At 49.5% G+C, this 26,207-nt stretch carries 14 protein-coding genes; 3 read left to right on the top strand and 11 right to left on the bottom strand.

Annotated elements, in window-relative coordinates:
- Position 1 precedes the first annotated feature (1 nt).
- From L9P87_RS00570 to L9P87_RS00545, 6 genes are all read right to left on the bottom strand, one after another.
- Positions 2–1,138, bottom strand: coding sequence for an HNH endonuclease (locus L9P87_RS00570; protein WP_237442730.1), 1,137 nt, complete (start codon positions 1,136–1,138; stop codon positions 2–4).
- Positions 1,135–1,734, bottom strand: a complete 600-nt coding sequence (locus L9P87_RS00565) for a class I SAM-dependent methyltransferase (protein ID WP_237442729.1) — start codon at positions 1,732–1,734, stop codon at positions 1,135–1,137. The genes L9P87_RS00570 and L9P87_RS00565 overlap by 4 nt, the downstream gene beginning before the upstream one ends.
- 125 nt (positions 1,735–1,859) lie before the next feature.
- Positions 1,860–2,477, bottom strand: coding sequence for a hypothetical protein (locus L9P87_RS00560; RefSeq protein ID WP_237442728.1), 618 nt, complete (start codon positions 2,475–2,477; stop codon positions 1,860–1,862).
- A 270-nt stretch (positions 2,478–2,747) separates the two neighbouring features.
- Positions 2,748–3,626: a hypothetical protein gene (locus L9P87_RS00555; RefSeq protein WP_237442727.1), complete on the bottom strand. Its 879-nt coding sequence runs from the start codon at positions 3,624–3,626 to the stop codon at positions 2,748–2,750.
- A gap of 2 nt (positions 3,627–3,628) precedes the next feature.
- On the bottom strand, positions 3,629–4,849 hold the full coding sequence (locus tag L9P87_RS00550) for a hypothetical protein (RefSeq protein ID WP_237442726.1): 1,221 nt from the start codon (positions 4,847–4,849) through the stop codon (positions 3,629–3,631).
- A 170-nt stretch (positions 4,850–5,019) separates the two neighbouring features.
- Complete coding sequence (locus tag L9P87_RS00545; protein WP_237444342.1) at positions 5,020–5,532, bottom strand: MOSC domain-containing protein; 513 nt, start codon at positions 5,530–5,532, stop codon at positions 5,020–5,022.
- A 113-nt stretch (positions 5,533–5,645) separates the two neighbouring features.
- Here L9P87_RS00545 and trhA point away from each other — a divergent pair, with 113 nt between their 5' ends.
- The 3 genes from trhA (at position 5,646) to L9P87_RS00530 (ending at position 7,652) form a co-directional block, all read left to right on the top strand.
- Entirely contained in the window at positions 5,646–6,296 is a 651-nt protein-coding gene (trhA, locus tag L9P87_RS00540) for a PAQR family membrane homeostasis protein TrhA (protein WP_237442725.1), read from the top strand.
- A 67-nt stretch (positions 6,297–6,363) separates the two neighbouring features.
- Entirely contained in the window at positions 6,364–6,804 is a 441-nt protein-coding gene (locus tag L9P87_RS00535) for an SET domain-containing protein-lysine N-methyltransferase (protein ID WP_237442724.1), read from the top strand.
- A 2-nt stretch (positions 6,805–6,806) separates the two neighbouring features.
- Positions 6,807–7,652, top strand: coding sequence for an alpha/beta hydrolase (locus tag L9P87_RS00530; protein ID WP_237442723.1), 846 nt, complete (start codon positions 6,807–6,809; stop codon positions 7,650–7,652).
- A gap of 37 nt (positions 7,653–7,689) precedes the next feature.
- Here the strand turns inward: L9P87_RS00530 and L9P87_RS00525 are convergent, their stop codons facing one another.
- The 5 genes from L9P87_RS00525 to L9P87_RS00505 all read right to left on the bottom strand — a co-directional run bounded on the left by L9P87_RS00525 (position 7,690) and on the right by L9P87_RS00505 (position 26,102).
- On the bottom strand, positions 7,690–8,421 hold the full coding sequence (locus L9P87_RS00525) for an OmpA family protein (RefSeq protein WP_237442722.1): 732 nt from the start codon (positions 8,419–8,421) through the stop codon (positions 7,690–7,692).
- The gene (locus L9P87_RS00520) at positions 8,408–9,724 is read right to left on the bottom strand and encodes a TolC family outer membrane protein (protein WP_237442721.1); all 1,317 of its coding nucleotides are present in this window, start codon (positions 9,722–9,724) and stop codon (positions 8,408–8,410) included. The genes L9P87_RS00525 and L9P87_RS00520 overlap by 14 nt, the downstream gene beginning before the upstream one ends.
- A gap of 65 nt (positions 9,725–9,789) precedes the next feature.
- On the bottom strand, positions 9,790–11,121 hold the full coding sequence (locus tag L9P87_RS00515) for an HlyD family type I secretion periplasmic adaptor subunit (protein ID WP_237442720.1): 1,332 nt from the start codon (positions 11,119–11,121) through the stop codon (positions 9,790–9,792).
- A gap of 1 nt (position 11,122) precedes the next feature.
- Entirely contained in the window at positions 11,123–13,318 is a 2,196-nt protein-coding gene (locus L9P87_RS00510) for a type I secretion system permease/ATPase (protein WP_237442719.1), read from the bottom strand.
- Between the two features lie 55 nt (positions 13,319–13,373).
- Positions 13,374–26,102: a VCBS domain-containing protein gene (locus tag L9P87_RS00505; protein WP_237444341.1), complete on the bottom strand. Its 12,729-nt coding sequence runs from the start codon at positions 26,100–26,102 to the stop codon at positions 13,374–13,376.
- Positions 26,103–26,207: the final 105 nt, after the last annotated feature.

Genomic DNA, 26,207 nt, shown 5'->3' with positions numbered 1-26,207 from the left:
GTTACTGCCTAAATATATGTTCGCGGTGATAGGCCAGAAAATCCTGGTGCTGTTTTACCAGGGTAATGCACATATCTTGATCAACGCCTAAGATGGCTGGCGTCTCTAATTGCTCGGATAGGCTTATTCTACCCTTGTCGTTGAAGCTGATATAGCCCAAATCGAAGGCTTTATCTAGATTAGGTAATAACAGTAAACCGTTGTACTCACTGAGACGCTCTTGATCATCTGCTGCACGCCAGGGTTTGATGTGGGAGGCTATTAATAAGCTGGTGGATTTATAACCAGTGACGGCACAGCCGCCCCAGTGGTTGATCAGCTTTTCTCGATATTTACCCTGGCCAATTCTTGTGCTTACCCACTGGGTTTTCTCAGTCGTCGTGAGCTTATCGTTGCCGATTATCTCAGCGATGTCTTCTTTGATATGAGCTTGGCCGGTATCGAGAAGGAAGTCACGGTAGCTATTCAGCGCCGCCGAATACATACCTTTGCCGCGCTTATCAGAGCACTGGAATACCTTATATTCGGCGATTTTCTCTGCGATACCGGTGAAGCTTGAGTAACCGGTGATGGCTATCAAGTTTTGCTCGGTAATGCCCTCTGCACTGACCCATTTGCTGATACTGCCGCGAATCGCCCCAAGATAATTATTCGCTGTTTTCTCGCTGCGCCCTGTGGCTATCATCCAACGATAATACTGTTCGGATAAATCTTCTAAATTGGCAAACAAAGCTTCTTTGCAGCGCGCCCGGGCGTCCTGTGACACCAGTGCATCGAATAAGGATTGCTCCAAGCTTACGTAGGCTATCGCCTGCTTTAGCTTGGCTTTACTAGGCGCCTTGGCTTGCTGCAAACAGTGTTCGCCGCCAGGCAGATAATGGAAATGCCAAAAACCTTCGGTCTGCAGGTGGTAAAATGGCTTGCTGATATCGTCTTTATCATTGCCCTTTTTGAGCTTGGAAAAGTGGCGCGAGAATGCTTCTTCTAACTCTGTATTTAAAACAATTCGGTTAGCGGCAATACTGCCGCACTCGATCAATTCAATAACCGCCAGCAATAAACACACCTTATGAGGCTTGGGGTGACCACTGGAACGATCGACTTTTAAGCTGGATAGTTGCTGATAAATGGCCGTCATGGGTTACCCTTATTTGTCACCACCACACACCGCCACTCCACCCCGTTGCGTCCACCCTGATCGTTTGATGCCAACAGCTCAGCATCGCCAAACTGCGCAACATCGACAGGGTAAAACTGGCGGGCGGTGTCATCGGCCTGGTTACGCCAGCTGATAACGATCATGCCCTGCGGCGTCAGCAGCTGTTGTAATCGCTGTAAGGCCTGAGTTTGTTCGTTAGGGGTAAGATGCATCCACACGGCGGAGGCGAGGATGAGATCATAGGGTTGCGTGGTTTGATCGAGGCTGGTCAGCGCCGGCAAGTGATCGCTGCGCCAGTCGACACCGAGCCCCTGACAATGCTGACGACCGTATTCAGCCAAGGCGCTGCTGGGCTCTATGGCGGTTACCTGCCAGCCTTGTTTGGCCAGCCAGGCGGCATCGCGGCCGTTGCCGGCGCCGATATCCAGCGCCCTGCCCGGCTTTGCCGGTAGCTTATGCAGCCAATTAGCGTGTACCTGCTCCGCAGCCATCCCGTGGTATTGCTGGTTCAGCGTGGCGGCGTTTTGCTGGTAGTAATCCGTACTCAACTCTGCATCCTTTTTTAAGTCACTCAACACCTTATCAAATTCTGACCTATTCAGCCATGGCTGACTACCAATTTACCTGCCTTTTCATAACCTTGCGTGGTGACTCAACATCACTGACGAGATAACCGACAGCGTAACACTTAGTTATTTCGTTAGCGCTTAGCCGCCCTGCCATCGATACCTGCATGCCTTGCCTCCAAGGCGGCGATGGTGCATTGCAGTGCGGTGATGTCACCACGGCTTTGGCGCAGCCGTTGCTTGGCCTTGGGTAGCTCAACACGGTAGAGTGTTTTTAGGTGCTCTAGCTCCGCCGCCTGATCCGCTAACCGGCCATGATTAATGTCAGCACGCTCACCCTCGCCATCCCCTTCAACCACTGTTGCGCCAGCGCCCACATCCGCTGTCAGTGCGTTAAGCACGGGATAATGCTCCAGCCCAGGTTCGGTTACGGCCTCCAAGCGGTTACCGCTGATCAACTGATAATCTCGGTGATTCAGCCGAGAGAAGCGGCGCTGCATTATGGCGATTAGCTGATCCAGCTCTTGCTGCTGTTCACTGGCCTGCTGATTCAGTTGATTCAATTGCTGTTGCTGTTGTTGTATCTGCTTTAACAGTTGTTTTTGCTCACTGCGCTCCTGGCTGCCATCAAACCACCACACTAACAACGTGACCACCACCGCCGCCATTACCAAGAGCAATAACGGGTAGCTTGCCAAGGGTTCGATTAACAACGAATCTATCAATCCCACCGCCAACGGTTCTGCCTTCATCGCTTCATCACCGCCTTGCTGTCGCTCATATCATCCTCCGCCAATCGGGCTGTATGCGCTTGCTCGTACAACGGCTAAACGCAGTCTTTACTGATGGCAAAGACTATAGAGTGACATTGGCGGCAACATTAGCCATTTGGTGCCAATCAGCATATTTTACCCGCTTTTGGCTCGCGTTATCACCACTCACATGAGGGAGTGGGCAACGGTATTTAAAACGAACGGGCACAAAAAAGGCGACCTGTGGCCGCCTTTATTAATTGGGCTAACTTAATTAGCGAAGATCTTGGCTAATCGCACCTGCTCTTTTTGATGGTCCGCCCACTCTTTGTCTTGCGCTTCGGTGGTGAACTTAAAAGGGGCTCGGTATTCACTCAGCTTCTCATCGGGGTATTGATCCAGTACCTGCTGACGCTCTTGCTTGGATTGCTCGGAGAGCTCAATATCGATGCTATCAATGATTGAATCGACCAGGGCGTCCATGGGGGCTGGGTTGATCAGCGCGTTGGATTCGTTGAGATCTTTTAAGTAGGCCTGAGGGTGATAATGAAAAGTTAACTCCAAGTACCTTTCCTCTGATATTGGCAGTGTAACAATTCGAGAACGGCGTACTCCCGCATCGCCTGGGACAGAGTGCTCCTCATACTGCACTCCGATCGTCTCATTTGCCGTAACAACAGCCCAATTAACCGGTGCTATTGTTCGTGCACGACCAAAATTGATCTCATCTTCATTCGAAAATACATGCCGAAGATCAGATTCGATATAAGACTCTAAATGAGCAGATCGAAACAAAGTGAAACCTTCACATCTCGGCTTAACTGATATAATGGCAGCAACACAGTTCAGCTCTGCAACCAAGCCTGTAAACAGTGGGCCATAATATCCCCATGAAAAAGCCAAAATAGGCAGCCTCGGATCATCAGGCCGACTGTACTCAGAGTGGTAATCCGACTGCTGATTAATATTATACTTCGTATGCGGCCGTAATTGATCCACGTACTTGGCGCTGGTTGGGGCGGGTAAGCTAATAGAGAATCGATTACCACTTAAGTCCATAAAAAATGGCTTTGCATTATTTACATTGGGCCCGGTTGGAGTGCAGGGCTCTTCCAGTGACCTAAATTTCCAGCGGAATGGGTTTAACATAGTTATACCTTAGCGACGTAGTGGTCGAAAGCGCTTTTCATATTTGGAAACTCTTGCACACCGGGGATATTTGAGCATGCTATACCTGCTATAGCACCGGCTACTGCAGCCATTCCACCCGATGCGGCAACGGCAGTGAAAACACCACCTACAGCTTTGCCGACTGCCTTGCCTCCATTAAAACTCGACAAATGATCACGCCCCTCATGCTGCCATTGATAGCCACCTGTTTCTCGCTCTGTTCTTGCACGCATCCCGGTTGTTTTTATATTACTGAGGCTGGCTAATAGTTGGCTTCCATTTAATGCATTATGACTGGATAGATTCGTCGTGTCCTTGGCCATGCCGACATCCCGGCTCAGTTTGTATAATCTATCGGTTCTACTTGTTGGGTGACTCAGGAATACTTTTTGACTGCCCTCGAGATTTACCGATTTATCAGATAATATTCTGAGCGCTTGGGTCATCACCGCCGAACCACCTCGCTGCGTCACCCAAGCGACCTTATGGCTTGTTTTACTTTGATTGCGTTTATAATCCTTATGGGCTTTTTCCATCACACCCGCCAATAATTGGGCTGACTCGCGTATCTCCGCAGAATTTTCAGCATCGAGCTGAGTTTTTAAATTCTTCAACCCTGCAAAGCTGCCACTGCCAGGGCTATAAAATAAGTTATATCCATAGGTATCAATTTTCCCGTTATCACTAAAGGGACTGGCCTTTATATGCTCGGCAGTGACCTTGGCTGAAAACTCTGCATCACTATATTGATCCGAAACTCCCGCCAATATCCAGTTCTCCTCATCCTTCGACTGTCGTTTCAAACTACCATCTTTCTTAGGCGATGCCATCCAAGAATCTTTACGTTTCTGCGCCCAATGTACTGCAGGCTTAGTGTTTTCGGTTTGACTGCTCACATACGAAAAATCTACGTTCATCGAAGTCACGATGTAATTGCCCGCTAGTTCTTGAGTTGCAATTACCTCACAACCGGGCAGCTTTAAAACAAAATCGCGTGCATTGTTATGGTCATTCACGTCGAGATAAACGCTATCATGATTGGTTTTTCCTGCGGCAAGCTGCCGTATCTCTCTAACAATATTGGTTGCCCAGTAGTTCCCTTGTTCGGATAGCTTTTGTAGCTCTAGGAATTTTGGCTTCTCGTTAGGCGAGATTAATAAATTATTATTTACACGATGTGACTGTAGGGCAGATTGATTCATAGCGTCATCCTTGAGCAATAAAATGGGCAGTGATTGCAGATATTATTGCGATACTACCCCACCGGCAGAGCCCAATCAATGCCTAGACCACCCCAAAACAAGGGCATTATGTTATTCATTTTATTAGCTATTTTATGCCGCCAGACAGATATAGGCGCATCAGCCAAGCGCTAAAACAATTCCCCCTGCGGCGTCATCACTGTCACTACATCGCCGACGGTTATCGTGCCGCTGGTGATGATTTTGGCGCAGAGGCCGCCGTGCCCTAACATCGCGACTAAGCCGCCCTGCCCTAATGCCTTATCCATTCGTGAACAGGGATGACACAGTGCCGTGGCTTCAAATACCGCCGTGCCTATTTGAAAACGCTGATAACGCAGCGCGGTGAGGTTGATGCCGCTGATCACCAAGTTGCGGCGCAGTAGCTCTGGGGCGACGGTTTGGCGGCCGGTGAAGTGGGCTATTTGACGGATGTATTCCTGTGAGATCAACGTGATTTGGCGGCCAGAACCTGGCGTTTTTCCGCTTCGATGATCACCCTCCAAACCTAAACCCTGTAAAGCCTGTGCCTGTTGCTGCACCTGCATGGGCTGATAATGGGCCGGCCGCAACCCGATCCACTCGAGCTTACCGGGCTTAATATCTTTGGCATAACGGCTGAATAATCGTTGTTGGCTGCTCATCATGTCGCTATCACTCCCTTGCCGATGTTTTCTATAAGGTAACATATTGCTAGCCGTATCAAGACACTGCAATTGTAGTGGTCGCGCCCGCGGCAAGCTGCTATGTTAACGCCATGAACATAACGACAGAATTAGCCGCCTATTCAGCGCGGGAAGAACGACTCAATATACTCAGCCATAAGATTGCTGCAGTCCTTTCGGCCATCGCCTTGATCGCCTTAATCATTCGTGCCGCTCCGTTAGAGGGCTGGCTGCCGCTGATCAGCGCTGCTATTTACGGCAGCTGTATGACCTGCCTGTACATCGCCTCAAGCTGCTATCACAGTGCGGTCAAGCCTAATCGCAGGCTGCGGCTAAAGGTGTTTGATCACGCAGCTATTTACCTGCTGATTGCCGGCACCTATACGCCATTCACCCTGGTGACACTGGCTGGGCCCGTTGGCTGGACACTGTTTGCCGTCAGCTGGTCGATGGCGGCGGTAGGGATTACCTTAAAATTATTTTACACCGGCCGTTTTAAGATTTTATCAACGGCGATGTATGTGTTCATGGGCTGGTTAATTATTTTTGCCTATACCCCATTAATCGAATCGTTTGCCGCTGATGGCATGTTTTGGCTGTTAACCGGCGGCATTATTTACACCCTCGGCGCCGTCCTCTACAGCATTAAAAAAATTCCGTACAACCACGCTATCTTTCATATCGCCACGGTAATCGCCAGCGGCTGTCACTTTATTGCTATTTACTGCTACGTACTGGTTTGACTTGCACCGCTTCGATAAACCGGTGTTCTCTGCTAAGGTAAACGCTCAATTTCAAGCGGACTTTTCAATGACTGACACCGTAATCTCGCCGCCTTCAGCCTATATCAAAGAAACCGATGATGGCAAAGGCCGCGGCGTTTTTGCCGCCAAAAACTTCCAACAGGGTGAGCTGATCGAATGTGCCCCGGTATTGGTGATTGAGAAACCGTTTAAAAAATTACCGCCGCGTTTGCAACATGTGGTCTACCACTGGCAGGCACTGACCGACGGTAAAGAGCCGGGTTCTGCCTTAGTCTACGGCTATGGCAGCCTATATAACCACAATAACCCGGCCAATATTCGCTACCACGCCGATACCGAACAGCAGGCAATGGTCTATGTTGCCGCCCGTGATATCGCCAAGGATGAGGAACTGACCGTCAATTACAATAACGCCGGTGGCGAGCCTGTTTCCGACAACGACAACTGGTTTCAGCGACTGGGTATTACAGCGATTATTAGCCAATAACCATGAATAGATCGCGTTACTACAGCGCCGCACTCTTGTTTGTTTTAATCTCCCTCGGAGGCTGCCAGCCACTACCCAGCGGCGCCGACAGAGGCAAAAACATCATCGATGCGGCCGAGCAACGGGGTTGGCGGGCGAAGACGATCGATAGCGGCATGTTTGCCCTCACCACACTGGCACCACAGCAGCAAATCACCAGTGATACGCTGTGGGTGTATATCGAGGGAGATGGCCTGGCCTGGCTCAGCCGCAGCAGGCCATCGGATGACCCAACGCCGAGCACCGCCATGGGGCTTAAACTGGCCATGGCAGATCAACAGCATCAACGGGTTTATCTGGGCCGGCCCTGCCAATACAGCGCCGCCCTATCCACCGGCTGCGATAAGCAATATTGGTTGCAGGGGCGCTTCAATGAAACCGTCGTGGCGGCGATGGATGATGGCATCGAGCAGCTAAAAGGTGATTATTCGGCCCAGCATATTGTGTTGGTCGGCTATTCCGGTGGCGGCGCCATTGCCAGTTTGTTAGCGGCACGGCGCGATGATGTCAGCCTGTTAATTACCGTCGCTGGCAACCTCAACCATCGTCAGTGGACCGAGATCAAAAACATCTCACCGCTTACCACTTCTCTCAACCCTATCGATTCAGTCACCGCTATTACCGCCCCGCAATGGCACTTCTACGGCAGCGAGGATAACATCATGCCACTGGCCACACTGCAGAGCTACCAGGCGGCACAACCGATCAATAATCGAATGGTTGAAACCGACAACGGCCACGGCTGTTGCTGGGATGTACAGTGGCCACAGTTACTCGACCGCATCGCGAAAAAAAACCCGGTTAAGTGAACCTAACCGGGGTTTTAAGTTAGCACTAACAGTGCCTCTATTCTGCTTCGAGCAGGGTGTAATACTGCTGAATTTCACTCTGTTTATCGCCCAACTCTACCGACCAAATATTCCACTGATGTTTGACCACTCGGTCTTCATACACCAGATGAGCCACCATGCGGCGATTCTGCTGTCGCCCCTCAGCGGTTTTGTTGGTCGCGATGGGTTTGTCTGGGCCAAAGCCACTGACTAAGATGTCCTCGCTGTTCACCCCATAATCACTGATTAAGATACCGGCGACAGACTTCGCTCTATCCATCGACAAAACCGTGTTCTGTTGTCGTGAGCCGGTGGCATCGGTGTGCCCCTCCACCAAAATTTTCTGGCCGGGGTTGGTCTGGTAAAGCTCAGCTAAACGGCCTAGTTCTTCAAAATATTGCCGATCGACTGTGGTGCTGGCCGAGGCGAATTCAATGGTAAGATCGACCGTTTTTACCTCGCTGAGGGTTTTGCTACAACCGCTATTATCCTTGGCAATATCGGCCTCAGTCACCTCATCACAAGCATCGCGTTTATCAATAATGGCATCACCGTCTTTGTCGCCAATGCCGTTGTCTTTGAGCACCAGTGAATCGGCTTCATACTCTGCAGTCAGCTGCTCAACATCCCCCTCAGGCAGGCCGCTGCCAAAGCGATCCATTCGTTGATCGTCAGGCGCCGTGGCACTACAGGCAGTGATTAACAATAGTATTGTGGCTGCTGTCAGCCCTTGGCTATGCATCTTCATTGTGCAGCCCCTCCATCACATTGACATTTAACGCATCAAGAATATAGCTCATGCTGGCGATCACTCGATACTGGGCATACAGGTATTGATAATCAGCGGATACGTAGGCCTTACGCGCTTGAAACAGTTCATTTTGCGAGTCTAGTAAGTCGAGCAGTGTTCGTCTTCCGGCCTTAAATTGTGCCGCATACAGTTTTTCAGTTTCCTTGCTCTCGGTAACGTATTCCTGCAGGTAAATCAGCTCTTGCTCTAACGATTTATAGGCACTCCACGAAGAGTCAACATTGGCTTTTACCTCCCTAACCACTTTATTACTGCGCATTCTTGCTGCCTGTTCTAGATAGACAGCTTTCTGGTGGGCTGAAGACTTACTGCCACCAGAATACAGGTTCCAATTCATTTCCAGCATCACCCGCCACTCTTCCTCATTACCCTCGAAGCCGGCAACGTCCTCTTTCCAGCTGGTGTCGGCCACAAGATCGAACTGCGGATAGTAATGTGAGTTCTGCCCCTTCGAATTAGCCTCTGAGGCCTCTACCGACAGGCGACTGGCCAACAGCGACTGGTTGTTTGCCATCGCCAAATCAAGCAAGCGTTGATTGCTGTCTGGGATATACGAGCTATCAGACTGCGGGCGTACCAGCTGTACCGGCATCTCTCCGACAATCTGTTGATAGCTGGTTTCAGCATCGCGCAGATTATTACGCGCGTTGGCCAGGTTGGCCTTAGCCCGAGCCATACGGCCGCGAATCTGCGATAAATCCGCCTTGTCGGCCACCCCTTGCTGCTGTCTGGCATGCACAAGTTCGTAGGTCTTCTCGTGGTGTTCGAGGTTCTCTAACGACAACACAACGATTTCTTTGGCGCTGATAACACCGATGTAAGCCTGCGATATTTGTAGCGTGATTGACTCTGCCTCGGCCAAGCTTTGGTAGTAGCTGGCCTCCATATCCTTACTGGCCCGCTGATGTTCTGACTGATTGGCAAAGCCCTTAAACAGCGGCAACGATAGTTGTAAACGGGCGCTGGTACGGTCGAGGTCCGTTTCAATTTCAGCGCCGCTGTTGGGGTCGCGGGTAATATCTTCTTTGCCAGTGTCAGCAATAACATCGATAGAGGGCAAAAAATTACCGGTGGCGATATCGACATCTTCTCGGCTGGCGTAATACTGTTGAATCGCCACCGCCATATCCGGGTTGTCCTGCAGAGCTCTAAATACAGTTGCCTCTAACACATCAGCTGAAGCTGTGTGCCCAGCTGCCATAAAGCAACCTGCCAATATCATTTGTTTAAACTTCGCCATAATTCGGCATCCTTGATTATTTCTCTGCATTTTTATTTACTTAAAGTAGCACAATCGTTAGACATTTAACGCAGCACCCGCAATAAAGGTTTTAAGATGAATTCTAATACCGAGCGTTCGGCGACACTGACATCGACGGTAGCCATCATCCCCGGAATCACCAACAAGCGTTGATCACCATCATCAAACCAGGCTTTTTCGACCCGCACCTTAATCAGATAAAAGCTGTTGCCCTTGGGATCGGTAATGGTGTCGGCCGAGACCGTTTCAACCACCCCTTCCAGGCCACCATAAACGGCAAAATCAAAGGCCGTAATCTTCACCATGGCGGGCTGACCAACGCGCAAAAAACCCACATCTTTTGGCTTGACCTTGGCTTCAACCAATATTTCATCGCCGACGGGAATGACATCAATAATCGGCATACCCGGCTTAGCCACGCCGCCGATGGTATTAATATAGAGTTTTTGAACCACACCGTTAACCGGCGACCGTAGCTGGGTTCTTTCGACGCTGGTCTGCTTTAACGTTTGTTTACCCTGGGCAATATCGAGCTTGGTACGCACTTCGGCCAACTGCTGCTGAGCCTTGGCTTTAAAACTGATCAGTACTTCTTTAGTCTGTTCTTCCAAGCGTTCAATCTCAGCCTCAAGGCCGGGGATCATATTGGCAACCTTGTTTTCTTCGGTCTTTACACGGCTGTAGTTTTGCTGAATATCGATCATCGCGGTTTCTGAGATAGCCCCCATATCTAACAGCGGTTTATTCATATTGATCTGCTGTTGGATCAAACCTAACTGGTGTAATAAGTCTTTTTTCTGTTGTTCGGCAGAGACCAAATCCTGATTCGCTTTCTTCACTTTTAGGCGCAAGTCATTCACTGTTTTCACCAGATCCTGCTGGCGGATATTGTATAGCTGCAACTGGGTATCCACATACTTATCATGGTGTACCTTGCGCTCTTCAGTGAAGTCGGGTTTGTTTTCATTCACCTCAGCAGCCAGACGGATCTCCTCAGCCAGCAGCGCCGAAGTCTCCGCGACCGATGTCACCAAACCCGTCGAGGCCTCTGTTTCATCCAGTTCCATCAATAGTTCATTCTGATTAACCGCCTGGCCCTCACGCACCAAAATGGATTTAACCAGACCGCCTTCGAGGCTTTGAATCACCTGGGTGTGACTAATAGGGATTGCCTTACCCTGCCCCCTAACAATTTCATTGATGGTGGACAGTGAAGCCCATAACAACAACACCAATATCAGTGCTAATACCGACCATAATAAAATATGGCTGGAGTTGGGTGAGCGCATCAGCTGCCCCGCCGAGGCATCGGTGATAAAATCTAAATCTTCTGCCAGCTGTTTATCTTGACGGCGGCTGTTGGTGAATAATGCCATGTTATTTCCCCGCCAGTTTTTTCATTACGTCAGCCTTGGGGCCGCTCATTAACACCTTGCCTTGATCCATTACTGCAACATGATCAAGCAAATCAAGAATGGCCATTCGCTGGGTAAAAACAATAATGGTCTTATCCGGCGTGTTGTCAGCCAAACGCTGAATCAAGGTTCGCTCGGTTTGCTGATCCAGCGCCGAGGTCGGCTCGTCGAAAATCAGTATTTTCGGATCCCGCAGCAGAGCTCTGGCCAATGCCACACACTGGCGCTGGCCGCCGGATAACAGCCTGCCACCCTCGCCAACCTGACGATTTAAGCCCTCGGGGTGTGGATTACTGAACTCTAACACCCCGGCAATTGAGGCCGCTCTGATGATTTGATCATCAGAGGCATAGGGCGTGCCAGAGACAATATTATCTCGTATCGAACCGGCAAAAAGTTGCGGCTGCTGTTCGACGCAACCGATCGCTGAGCGCAGGTCACTGGGGTCTATTTGACGCAGATCGATACCATCGAGTTTAATCATGCCCTCTGTCGGCGTATACAGCCCCATCAACATTCTCAGCAAGGTGGTCTTGCCGCAGCCAATACGACCAATAATTGCCATCTTGCTCCCCGCGGGTATCGATAAATCAACCCCGGCCACGGCGGGAACCAGTTGCTCCGGGAAGTTGAGTGAGACCTGCTCTAGCTCAAAGCCCCCATCAAAGGAATCGCGGCTAACAAACTGCTGATCGGGACCCCGTTCTACCGGCATCTCCATCACCTTGGCCACCCCCTCATAGGCCTGCTTAGTCTGACTATAGCGAGCGATTAAGCCGGCGACCTGCCCCATGGGAGCAATCGTCCTGCCCGCCAACATCATCGCGGCAATTAAACCGCCCATGCTGAGACTGTGGTTGGATATTTCATAGACGCCGACAATCATCAAACCAATGGTAGTCAGTTGCTGAACAAAGCCGGAAGTACTGGTGGCAACCGTGGAGTAAAGCCGTGATTTATTACTCCATTCGCTAACCTCACCGACGTTCTGCTCCCAGCGACGCTGGTGTAAACCTTCCATACGGTTAGTTTTTACCGTCTCCAGTCCCGTCAGCGTTTCAATTAACAAACCATTTTTTACCGACGAGGCACCAAAGCTGTGGGATATTGCCTCATCCATTGGCTTGCGCACAAACAAGCTGATCGCCAAAATCACCAACATTCCAACAATCGGCACCAAGACTAAATTGCCACTAAAAATAAAAATAACAATTAAGAAGAAAAACACAAAGGGTAAATCAACCAGAGTCGTTAAGGTTGCCGAGGTAATAAAATCACGAATACTCTCGAAATCCTGTACTGTTTTGGCGAAAGAGCCAACAGAGTTAGGTCGGTTTTCTAATTTAATATTCTGCACCTGAGCAAACAATTTTGATGACAAAATAATATCTGACTTTCTTCCAGCCACATCTAAAAAGTGAGTGCGAATCAATTTTAATAAGAAATCAAAACTGAACACAATTAACGCACCAATGGCAAATGCCCACAGCGTATCGATCGCCGAGTTTGGTACTACTCGGTCATAGACATTACGGACAAACATTGGGCTGGTCAGCACAAAGAGATTGATCAGGATGGAGGCGATAACCACATCCTTGTAGATCGGCGCAGACAACTTCAATGTATCCCAAAACCAGTGTTTCTCTTTCTCGCCGGTGACTAAGCGACGCTGTTTACCATAATCGAACCGTGTCTTAATAAAAATGGCAAAGCCAGTATAGTATTGGCCAAGTTCTGTCAGTGGCAGCTGGCTCTCACCCTCTCCCGACTCTGGTCGAATAACCGTTGCCCGCCCCGTCGCTGTGTCCACCTCTGTTAACACGCAGGCCTGCTCGCCATTAAGCAATAGCACTGCTGGTAATACCTGCTGCCTGATGGCCGTTAAATCTCGCTGAATCAGCCTGGCCGCCAAGCCGGCTCTATCCGCAGCTCTGGGCAGCAGTGCTGGTGTGAGTTTATTGTCGACCAGTGGCAAACCGGCACTGAGCGCAGTCGCCGACATTGGCTTATCATAGAGTTTGCTGATGACTACCAAGCTGTCGAGCAGTGGATCAAAATGCGAACGTTCTGGCGCGCCAGTATGCCAGACCTTAGGTATCTCAGCCTGTGCCGATGGGCCATCATTCGTGTCACCCGGTGTTTGAACTGTATCCGTCACGCATTATTCCTTTTATACATCCAACATATTATTTTATTAAACAGACGCTAACACATTATATTAGCGGCTGTGAGTCATCATCATTATTAGCAATTAAATGATCTAGATTGGCAGAACCTCCCGAGTGATGAAGCCCCGCATCCTGATCATGGTGTTCAGCGGGCTCTTGAACGACCTCTTGATGCTCATCACTTTTATCATCTCCATTTGCCGCCGATTCGCCATTACTGTCCTTAGCTGCTACTGCTTTATCTGCGTCAGGTTGCGACTTTAGGTGCTCATCGATTAAATTGGATAGGGGTTTATCATCACCCTGCTGGGCATCGTGAAGAATACTCGCCGCTTTTTCATGATGATCAATATCATTCGTAATCTGGTGATCATGCTTGGCCAATTCGGCAGCTTTCGAAAAATCTAACTGCGGTTCTGGTGCAGCACCTAAAACGCTTACTTCAGCGGTCTCCACACTATCTTCCGGCTCATCGTGAGATACTAACGGATCAGCGACTGGCCTCACGTTAATGATATTAGAGACTTCCGCTGAATCAACATGACCATCATTGGCGGTAAATTTAAACATTGCCATACCGTTAACATCATGCTCTGGGCTATACACCAAGTGTTGAATATCCACAGCGGAAACCTGTTGATCAACAGCAACCGCAACACCATTCAGTAACAAACTGCCTTTGCTAGCGTCCGGTAAGTCAGTAATAGTGATGTAATCTAATGCATCACTATCAGCGTCAGTATAGTAAAAGTCTTTGATTGAAAAATGCATATCAGTGTCTTCATCGACGTTAAGCCACTGCCCTTTTACAACCGGCGAGTGGTTATTATCATCAGCGCCCGTAATCTGAACCTCTAATTTTTGCTGCGTGCCATCTGCCGACTGAACCATAATCGAATCTGTGACATGACTCTGGGATGTCAGAGCCTGCACTTTGGCGTCACCATTATTCAAATGATAATGCCACTGTCCTGTAGCATCGACACTGAAGGCTCCATAGCCGTTAGTGCCAGCTTGATTCGTTAACACCTTAAATGATTCTTCACTTTGCAATCCATCCGCACCGGTATCAACATCAGCAACATGCAGCTGACCTGATGCGTCAGCCTGACCGTCTTCAGCTACCGCACCGATGACCTTACCAGAGATCTGCGCCGCATCATTGGAGCCATGGACATCAATGACAATTTCACCACTTAAAGCATAGGGGCGGCCATTATCCGCATAGACCTTATTAAAATGTTCCTGCTCTATCTGACCATCCTGCAACGCATCGGCCTTTGTGTTGTCGAGGGTATAAACCCAAGAGCCATCGGTATGCACTAATAGCACACCAAATTTACCGGTATATTCAAAGCCGTCTTTGCCCGGTGTAAAATCCACAAAGGTATCACTGGCAACATCAGTATCGACATCTGTTAATGATAACTGCCCGGTTGCCTGACCATTACCTACGCCATCTTCTGTCACACTGCCGGTCAATTGACCGCCTAAAATTGTTTGATCGTCTACCCCTTTAATATCCACGGTCACTTCACGCGTGACACCCGAACTGGTAGCAACGGTAAATGTTTCATGGACAACATCATTGCTGTCCATCGACTGTAAGGCTTGGTTGTTAACATGATATGTCCAATGACCATCGGCTTTCAGCTCGAAAACACCGGAAGCGCTAGACACCGTTTGCGCAACAAAGCTATGTGAACCCGGCGCATTGCTATCGATGCTCAATTGCTCCGACACATCCTGCGTAGTATCTTCAGTGACCTGAGCATTATGCGTTCCACCGATTAACTCGTAGGTCATACCTTGGGTCGTTACATCTAAAGTCGCGGGGGTACTCGATGCAGCAATGCTTCCATCGCTCGCAATCGCTTCAATAGATAAATGTAAATTACCAGAATGCAATAAATGTAAATTCTGTGCTTGTGCAGCAGTGATTGTCCAGCTGCCGTCATGATTATTAGTCCCAACGTTGAATCCAGACTTGGCATCAAGACCACTGACGCGATAACTTAGACTGTCTGTTGTACTTTGATCGGTTAACACGCCGGTTAAGTCAACTTTTGTATCGTACTGAATCAATTGCGCTTCAGCATGTGTCACATAGAATCTTGAACTACCTTGCCCCGTGGGGTTATCAATCGCCTGAACTGCAATATAAGAAAATGGCGTGGCAGTATGAATATCAATACGCCCGTTTAGTGTTGGATCAGTATTCGGCAACAGATCCCCTTCCGCCACTTTATGGCCCTCGGCGTCATAGGCTATCCAGTGAGCCTTATCATTAGCATTATACGAATGGTCACCAGCGGAAAAACTTGCCAACTGAACAGAAGCTGATCTAGAAGCACCTTGAAGATGAAGTAACAGCGTCTCACCCATATCTAGCTCAGCGGGTCCAACATTAGACGGCAAAGCACCAGTACCCGTCACACCAATGCCACTGTGATTTCGGGTGACGTTCGCCGCACTGGCGGCACTTACATCTAACTGGCCATTTGTTTCTATATTCTGTGTTTGAAAACCTAGCAACTCCATATTTGATAACAACTGCTGGGTTGATGATTGGGCTACCTCAGCATCCATTGGAACAAAATGCGTGTTTTCCTGAGTCGCACTGAGGGTTGGTCGGTCAAGCGCCCCTTGTACCGAGACAACCACCTGCTGCGTTACGGTCTGCCCATCTGGGGAGGTAACATCAACGTTAAATGTGTCCTTAACGCTTTGCCCTTCAGCTAGGGTGTTAGCCGCAGTATTATCCAGTTGATAATGCCAATGGCCTTGATTATCAATCGTAAGGGCACCATAACTGCCAGTGCCTTGCTGAACTGACCATTGCATCGCACCCGTTGCATCAACATCGGTCGCTGCAAGTATGCCACTCACTTCATCTGCACCCGCGTTTGCGGCTCCCGCCTCAATTACGCTACCAGTATCAGATCCCGTAACCGTGGGTAGGTCATCAGTGCCTGTTACCTGAACGACAATCTGCTCATGCACGGTGTTACCCTGAGCGTCAGTCCCAACCACATTAAAACGTTCGGTTTCATGTTGGCTATCCGTCAAACTATCTGCTTTGTTGTGATCTAATTGATAAGCCCACTGCCCTGAGGCTGCATCAAAATAAAGATTGCCATAGCTTCCGGTTTGATCTGCATGGGCCTGCCAAACGATGGTTTCACCCGCTGTCGCCGTTAGGGTGCCAGAGGCAGAAGTAACGGTATCTTCAGTGACAGAGCCCGCATCACCCGAGGCCACTGTTGCAGCTGTGACATCAACACCATAGGCATGATCGGTTTGTGCTGTGTTGGAATTACCGGCCGTATCTGTCGCCGTCACTGAGGCTTGTAAATGCGAATCTGCGGCTAAATCAACGCCTGGAACCTGAATAGAAAATACACCACCGCTTGCTTGTCCAGTCACTGTATGACCATTAACTAACAAGGAAACCGTGTCGCCATCTTTGACATCACCACCTACCGTTCCCGTCACTAGAACAGAAGAGCCTGACTCGGCCGCATTGATAATATTATCCTGAGTAATACTATCGACAGTGATAGATACCGTGGCAGAAGAATCATAGATGAAATTCAAATGCGCACTGGGAGAAACATTGCCTGCACCATCAGTCTGACGAACTTGCACATTATTAGCCCCCTCCACTGCCGTGAAGGAAGTACTCCAGTGTTGTCCATTGTCAATAGAGTATTCAATGACAGCATTGGCTTCTGTGCCTACTACCGCAAGGGAACCATTATTGGTAATAAGATCATTGTGACTATCACCAGTGTCATGGACTAAGCCGACTAATGGAACTGAAACCTGATTATCTAAGATAAAGGTAAAGCTTGTGGGCGTTGAAGTGTTGCCAGCTGGGTCTGTTTGACGAACCTCGACGGTATTACTGCCCGTTTGAGGAGTAAATGCATTGGCCCAAGTATTTCCACCATCAACGGAGTATTCAACGTGAGCACCGGCTTCTTGGCCAGTAACAGTCAGTGAACCGTCGTTGGTAATTAGATCACTGCCATTGGTTCCCGTATCATGAGTAAGTTCAACCGTTAACGCAGACACAGCGGTATCGGCTACTGCAGCGGTTTCAGAAACCGTTGCAGACACGTTGCCAAACTCATCAGTAACAAAGGCCGTTACGGTACTGCCAGGGGCTACTTCTACAGCAACCGTAAAGCTTCCGTGAGACTTATCAGCAGCCGTTAATATATGACTGACACCATTAACCGTTAACTCATGGCCTTCTTGGGCATCTGAAGGAATGTGTACCGTTGCCGTAATGGTTCCCGCCTGACCCTGAGCAACCTCAGCAGCATTATAAACAGCATCTGTACCTGTCGATTCAAAACTAATCGTGGGTGCATTGGCATGGGTATCGACCCCAAACCGATCCATTACCACGGGAGCAACATTGCCAGCTTTATCGGTCGCTGTAATATAGGCCGTGTAAGCACCGTCTGGTAATTGCGCCGAGTCAACGAAGTAACCACCCTTGCCATCCAAGTGCGCCTGAACATGCTGAACTTCGATAGTGTTTTGATTCACATTGTGTTTGATCACAATATCAACCGATGCTGTATCGACACTGGTGGTGCCCGTCAGGCTTACCACCGAGGACTCTCCCGATCGTAAATTCACCCGAGCCAAAGCCGGTGCCGTTAAGTCGATGTCTACTGATTGACTTGCCGTTGCCACATTGCCCGCATTGTCAGTCGCTGTTACGGTCAAGACGTGCTGACCTTCTGCGAGCGTGGAAGTCGTGATGCTATAGGTACCTGTTGAAGAGGCGATAGCCGTTCCAATCACCTGACCCTGCTGATCAGTGATTTCAACATGCGCATTGGCCTCCGCATGACCGATGATCACCGGGTTTTGAACGTTTGTTAAATCATCGGTATGACTAACACCGCTATCCGTTGCATCCGTAATATCGGTGGTAGGCGCTGCAATCGAAGAATCAATCAGCACATCGAGCGGAGATGACGTCACCGCTGAAGTCGCCGATGGAGCCGTCGCATGAGCGACCAATTGATGAGAAGCCTCTGTCAGCACAGAGGTGTCGACTTGGTAATGGCCGTTCTGATCAGAGGTCGTGGTTGCGACTAACTTTCCGCCATCAAAAATTTCAACTTTTGAAAAAGGTACATCCGTTACACCGGATACAGTCGGCGTATTGTCCTTCGTGAGATCATCCGTCTGGGATTGGCCGGTGTCACTAGCCGCCTCTAAATCGATGGTGACAGTATTATGCGGCGGCGTGGTTTGAGTGGTACTGGTAGGTGGATGCGTATCAGTGACCGTTGGCTGGGTCAGCACTTGAGTGGTAATCACAGGCTGTCCACCTGGAGTCACTGGCGCACTGACGGTTGCAGTAACGTCAAAAGTCACAAATTGTCTCGACTCACCGCCACGACCATCCGCAACTCTCACCTCAAAGACTTCCTTGGCACTATAAGTCCCAGACGAGGGGTCATAATTCATCCCTGCCACTGAAGAGCCCTGTTGATAGCTATAGGCTCCAGTATTCCCATTGACGGTTAAATGACCAAAATGTCCATTGGGCTGAATCGCATCGTATTGTAATCGCTGCTGATCGCCATCATCGATATCGGTTCCCTGTAATAAGCCCGTCGTATGTGTCGAAGCATGGACCGCCAGGACCGGGTCATCATTTGTACCTGTCACTGAAATAGTCGAGGTTTGTTGAGTCACGCCGCCATGGGTGTCTTTTAACGCATAAGTCACCGTTAAGGTTGTCGTACTGCCCACAGCCAAATGTTGGAAGGCCGCATCTTTAGGAGAAACCAGCAGGGTATGTCCATCCGGTGCCATGGATAAACCAGCAGGGATGCTGGAGCCTGCCGCGCCACCATTGAGCTGATAACTCACCTGGCCAATACTCACGGTATCGCCATCACTATCTGTAGCGCCCTGCAATAAATCAATTGAATGAGCAGCACTATCCTCAGCACGACTATCCGTCAGAGCCTGAGCCACTTCTGGCGGAGCATTAACCGAAACTGTTAGTGGCTGCGACGTTTGTTCAGTCTCACCACCGGCTTCAGCTATTGCCGTAATACTTAAATGTAAATCACCATGAAAATTTGGATTTTGTAAGTCAACTTTTAGGTCGGTTAAATCCGCTTGATGCACTGTCCATATTTTTGAGACTGAGTTATAGGTACCGTGATTAAGCGTGGCATGATCCGGTAACCCGGCAATATTTACGGTCAGGGTTTCATGATCACCGCCGGTATCGACGAGTGAAGCATGAAGATGTAAAGGGATTTCGCTACCTTGCTGAGCTATATCAGTCGTCGCCGATAGAGACGGCGCATCGACACTACCGTTGATGGTGATAACAACATTACTCTGAACATGCTCCCCATCAGCCGTCGTCGCCACAACGGGAATGGTTTCTTGAATAGTCTGATGAACGCCTAACTGATTAACTACGGGGTTAGTATTATCCAAATGGAAATGATAGTGACCAGCACTGTCGATAGAGAATGTGCCATAGGTTACGGCATGCTGAGCTTGAGCGGTAAACGTGGGGTTATCATTATGATCCGCATCGGTGACTTTCAATTCGCCCTGGATTTCAGTTTGACTGGTATCTTCTTTGATATCCGCGGCAAGACCTGCCGGTGTGATATCATCAACCTGAGTGCCCGCAATGGTATAAACATGTTCTGCCGAGCTTTCGCCCTGCGCATTTTCAACATGTAAATTATGCTGCCCATTGGCTAAGCCTTGCGCTGCTACTTCCCAATGGCCATGCGCATCAACCGTGGTGGTCGCAATCACATGCGAACCTTCTTTGACACTAATGGTTTCGCCCGCAACACCTGAGCCGCTCAGCAGGTTGGCGCCACTCTGCAGGTTTTGATAGGTGTGAAAATATAAATAATCGACCTCGCCATTAGCTGAGCCATCACACACTCGATTGATAATACCCATACTGCCATCTGAAAATTGAACGATGCCATTCTGCCAGGCATTACCCGTTCCCGAGGCGCCACCGGAGCCGGTATTCGTCGTATCGGGGATATGATGAGACTGCCACCAGCCATGACTGTCAATCCGACTATAGCCGCCATTGCCACTGTGATCGGTTGATAGCGTCGGTTCAGAACCCGGGGTTAATTCATTATGAGTGCTGCCTGGTTTATAGAGGCCGATAATGGTTAAACCATGCTTGATATGGGAGGTATCACTTCCCCAGTCTGCATGAGGGTCAATGTTCGATACATCGTGGGGGCCGATCACTTCTAGGTTAGTGATGCCTAAGGCTGGATTCGAACCAGCCGGGGCTGCATGTGCAGAACTAATAACCGGTGCATCTTCCGTTCCCTTAATTGTGATACTCACCTGTTGTGTCGAGCCATCACTGGCAGTAAAGGTATAGGTATCAGTAACGGACTGTTTGGCCACATCGGGATCATGGGGTGATAAATCCTGCACCTTGCTTTGATCCAGGGTATAGGTCCATTGCCCATTAACCATCGCAATATGACCAAAGGTCGTAGCGGTTGAGGCTACATCAGGGAACGTCGGCGTTTGCCCTTGGTCAACATCGGTTATCACTAACTGCCCACTCGCAGTCGTTGTATCACCCAGATCACCTTCATTGATAGCGCTACTGGTATCACCGGTGATGACTGACACATCATCAACGTTAGCCACATCCAATGTCATGACAGCAGGCGCTGAATCGGTTGAACCGTCATTCACCGTAAAGCCAAACTGAATATGACCGGTGACATCCTGAGCAGGATTAAAAACTAAATGCGCGATATCAGCTGCAGCTATCGTATCGCCCGCATGGACTAACTGACCATTAAGCACCAACGAACCTTCAGCCGCGCCTGGCACTGAATTAATCGTGATGTGATCCAAGCTTGCCCCGTCATCAACATCGGTAAAACCAAACTCAGCGGCGGTAAACGTATGGGCAGTATCTTCTGTTGCAGAAACTACCTGAGAGGTGACAGTGGGCTGATCATTAGTACCGACAACGTTGATAGTAATGGTATGAGCAGTGCCATCATACGAATGCACTCTATAGCTCACCTGTTCGGTTTGACCCGCAGCCAAGTGTTGCAGCGCACTGTTCGATACGGAGTAACCCCAGACGCCGGCTCGATCAATTCGCAGCTCACCACCAAAAGGATCATGAATAGCTTGCTCACCGAACTGGGAAAACCTGAACCTGTCTTCACCAGCATCAGGATCAGTAATACTCAGATGTCCATTTGCGATTTCATGGTTGGTCCCCGACGCATCTTCCGTCACCATTTGCGTTGCGCCGGAAGTGATTACCGCCGCATCACCAACGGCCGCCAAGTTAGTTGTAGCGCCAGTATGGGTTACGCCACCATGTGCGTCTTTAACGTCATAGGTAAAGTGCACATCACCGCTGTAGTCTTTCTCTGGAGTAAACGAGAAGCTGCCGTCTTTATTGATAGCAATAGAGCCGTGGTCGGCATGTAGATTCTCAATTGTAAGCAACCCAGCATCGTTATGGTCTACATCGACGGTATTTTGTAGTAAGTCAGCAACAGTAATAGTTTGACGGGTATCTTCTGTACCTGAATTAAGGATAACTTCAGAAGAGCAATAAGGGCGGTCGTTATCACCGTGAATGGTAATCACAATGTCGTGTGGCGTGCCATCTTTACTGTAAACGGTCATGGTATCGGTTAGTTCTTCACCTTCACCCAATTTATCAATGGCTCTGCCCGCAGCAGAGTCACCTGCAGAAACTTCATAAACCCAGTTGCCATTGTCCCAAATCGATAAATGCCCATATTGTCCATTTACAGTCGGCCTCCACTGAAATCCAGCTTCACCACTGTCTGGATCGGTGATCGTTAGATGGCCTTTAGTTGATAAAATCTCATTAAACAACTTACTCTGATGTTCCTGATGATAATCAGGAGACTGATCTGTCATATCTGATAAAGCTGAAGCATGATCGCCAAATTCTTCTAGACTAGCTTTGTCTTGACCTCCGATCACTGCGCCATCAGCCACCGGCCTTAAGGTTGTTGTTGCCTTGGCTGCAACACTGCCACCATGTGCATCTTGCACATCATAAGTAAATTGCAGGGGGCCGTTGTAATTTGATTCAGGGTGAAATGAAAAAGTACCATCATGATTATCTACAATGGTACCGGCACTGCTTCCATCGGGTTTGGATGCTAACAGACCATGAACAGATAATTGCCCCGCATCGTTATGATCGATATCGCTGGCATTCGCTAAAAGATCAGCACTGGTTAGCGTAAAGTCCGTATCCTCTGTACCCAAGGATAAAACCACACCCGAACTCACGGTTGGATTGTCGTTGGTGCCATTGATAACAACGGAAATAACATGGGTTGTGCCGTCAATCGAACGCACCGTAACGTGGTCTGTTAACGTTTCGCCATCACCTAATTTCTGAATGTCAGTTTTTTGATTATCGACCGTATATCGGTAATCCCCATTGGGATTCAATACGACATGACCACCTAACTGCGTATCGTAGCCCACCCCTTGGAGAGTTTGCGGCCCCTTATTAACATCAAACTGAGCTTCGCCTTTATCGGCATCGCTGATATTTAGATGGCCGTCATAATGCAGATGATTATGTACATCAAAACCCTGATCTTCAGTCACAGCAATCAATTGCGGGGCTGTTTGCGCATCGGTAATCACTGCATTGTCATTAGAGCCAGTCACATGAATGGTAATGACTTGGTTAACAGGGTTACCCGATGAATCGGTTGCCGAAACAGTAAAGACCTCCTGCGCCGGCTGACCGTTCGTTAACGCGGCTGTGGACGGCCTTGCATTATCCAAGTGATATTGCCAATGGCCTTGCTGATCAATGGTTAGAGCACCAAAGGTTCCCTGTCCCTGTCCAACGGACCATGTAATAGAATCGCCAGTGTCTGGATCGGTAGTCGTTAACACACCCGCCGCCTGATCCACTCCCAACGAGCCGGTGCCCGCCTCGGTCACCGAGCCCGTCGCTGTACCAGAAATGACCGGCAAATCATTTGAGCCGGTGACACTGACAATAATTTTTTGTGGTACCGCGTTGCCTGAGCCATCGGTTGCGGTTAGCCAAAATGAATCCTGCCGGTGTTCACCTGCCGCTAATTTATCCGCAGCCCCTCCGGCAGAGTTATCCAAACTGTATTGCCAGTGGCCCTGCTGATCCAGCGTCAGTGTGCCATATTTTCCGTGTGGCTGAGCAACTCCCCAAGCCAAGGTATCACCCACATCGGGGTCAAAAACGTGCAGATCACCACTGGCTCCTGGCACACCCAGATTAGCCGAACCGGCCTCGAGTACAGCTCCCGTTGACGTGCCGCTGATCACCGGCAAATCGTTGGAACCATTCACCTGAATCGTTATGAGCTGTTGCACAGCCTGTCCCGAACTATCTGTGGCGGTGACGGAAAAGGTTTCTGACACCTGTTGATTGGCAGCCAAGGCATTAGTCGCAGGATTATTGTTATCAAGTTGATAACTCCAATGGCCATTTTGGTCGACGGTCAATGAGCCGTAAGTACCGGCGGGTTTTACCACCGCCCAAACCGACTGATCACCCACATCAGGATCCAACACCTGTAAATCACCCGAGGCACCTGGGACACCTTGGTTAGCTGACCCTGCCTCTAATACAGCTCCCGTTGACGTGCCGCTAATAACCGGCAAATCGTTAGAACCTGTGACGTGCACAGTAATAATCTGCTGAACCGGATGGCCTGAACTGTCTGTTGCCGTAACCGTAAAACTCTCTGAAACTTGTTGATTAGCCGCCAGCGCATTGGTCGCAGGGTTTTGGTTATCGAGTTGGTAGTGCCACCGCCCATTAGCGTCAACAGTGAGCGAACCATAACTGCCCTGCGGGTTAATTACCCCCCAGGCAACGGTATCACCGGTATCGGGGTCGGTTGCCGTCAGATTGCCCTGGGTAGTCGCATGTAATGGATCCGACTCAATTACCGAGCCGGCGACAACACCGCCAACCACAGGAAGATCGTTGGTGCCTCTAACGGTAATAGTAAGGCTCTGCGCGCTACTTTGAGCGCCGTTGTTGTCCGTTGCCACTATCGGTATAACCAGTGTTTCATGGCTGCCCGCGGCTAAGTGATCAAAGCTCTTATCAGAGGGATCAATACTGTAACTACCGTCTGCTTTTAACACAAAGCCTGGGTGCTGAAAACGGGTACTAAAGGTTGCTGTATCGCCGTGATCAACATCGGTTGAGGTGATTTGACCGGTTATGGCGTGATCGCCCTCGTTGACAACCTTTGTGGCAATTGAGCCGATCACCGGTATATCGTTGGTGCCGCTGACGGTGATGAGCAAGTTCTTCGCGACGCTATTTTCACCATGATTATCGGTGGCAATGACTGGAATTGTAAGAGTTTGATGTTCACCCACGGCAAGGTGATCGAAGGCCTTATTCGACGGATCTACTGTATAACTACCGTCTGTATTTAAGATAAAACCTGGATGTAGCATTGGCGTGCTAAAGGTGACTGTGTCGCCATGATCAATATCGGTTGCTGTAATCTGCCCCGCCATTGGCGAGCTGCCTTCGGCGACAGAAACTGTGGCAATGGATGCAACCACGGGGATGTTATTACTGCCATTAACCGTAAGCACCAAGTTTTGCGTATCGGTCTGGCCCTGAGAGTCGGTCACAGTCACTGCAACCGTTAATATTTCATGCTCACCGGCTGCCAAATGATTAAACGACTTGTCGGTGGGGTCTAAATGATAAGAGCCGTCTGGGTTGAGGGAAAATCCACCGTGCTTAAACGATGTTTGAAACACTTGCGTGTCGCCATGATCAATATCGACGGCGTGTATTTGGCCGGAAATTTGACGGCCGCCCTCTACGGTGGCATGCGGAAAGATAGCATCTATAACCGGCTTATCATCGCTACCACTAACATTAACTGTTAGATCGCGATTGAAGTCGACGCCATTAATATTCATCGCATGGACGTTGAAATGCTCTTGCACTGACTCGCCGGCGGCCAGTGTCTGAACCTTTGCCGAGCCGTTGTTTAACCGATATTGCCAGTGGCCATCCACCGCCAGACTCAATACGCCATAAACGCCCTGATAGCTTTGCGGGGGAATTTGCCCACTGCCGCCCCGCAAGGTCATCACACCGTTGGCGGTCATGGTTTTGTCTTCAACGGTACTACCCAACAACTCTCCACCAATGGTTAACGTCGCATTATTGGCCGAGGCGCTTGCAGCATCATCCGCCAGAAATGTTTGGCTTTGTGTATCAAAAAATGTCTCTGCGGCAGGCTGACCGCCGCTGGAAGAAACCGCATCCACCGTTACTTCCAAGCCGACACGCTCAACGGTTTCTGTGGCGGCATGATAATGCCCAGCCTGCTGCTGTGGGGGCTCGTTGTCAGCGCCAGCGTCATCGATCGACTTGGCATCGGCCTGTGACAACTGATCGCTTGCCTCGAGGGAATCTGACCGGTCACCACCAGTCTCTTCAGGCTCGACAGCGCTGGCGACATCACCCTCAATAAATACAGATAATGCCGTGGAGTGGCTGACGATTGCCGAATGCATAGCACCGTCACCGTCTTGCAAAATAATATTGGCCGGCGACTCTGATTCAACCACCGTATCGGCGGCCAGCTGGTCGCCCTGCTGCAAATAAACCCTATGGCCTGAGCCATCCACAAAAAACACACTGCCTTCTACGGCGACAACCTTTAACATTCCCGTCACGATAATGCCTCAACCTATTGTAATTTATAGGTTTATAATGTCCATTTTATTTTCGCACTGCCTTAAACATACGCCCAGCATGACCATAAAGCAAGT

This window comes from Sinobacterium norvegicum (genome assembly GCF_923077115.1).
Lineage (GTDB): Bacteria > Pseudomonadota > Gammaproteobacteria > Pseudomonadales > Sinobacteriaceae > Sinobacterium > Sinobacterium norvegicum.
This window is presented reverse-complemented; position numbering and strand designations above follow the sequence as displayed.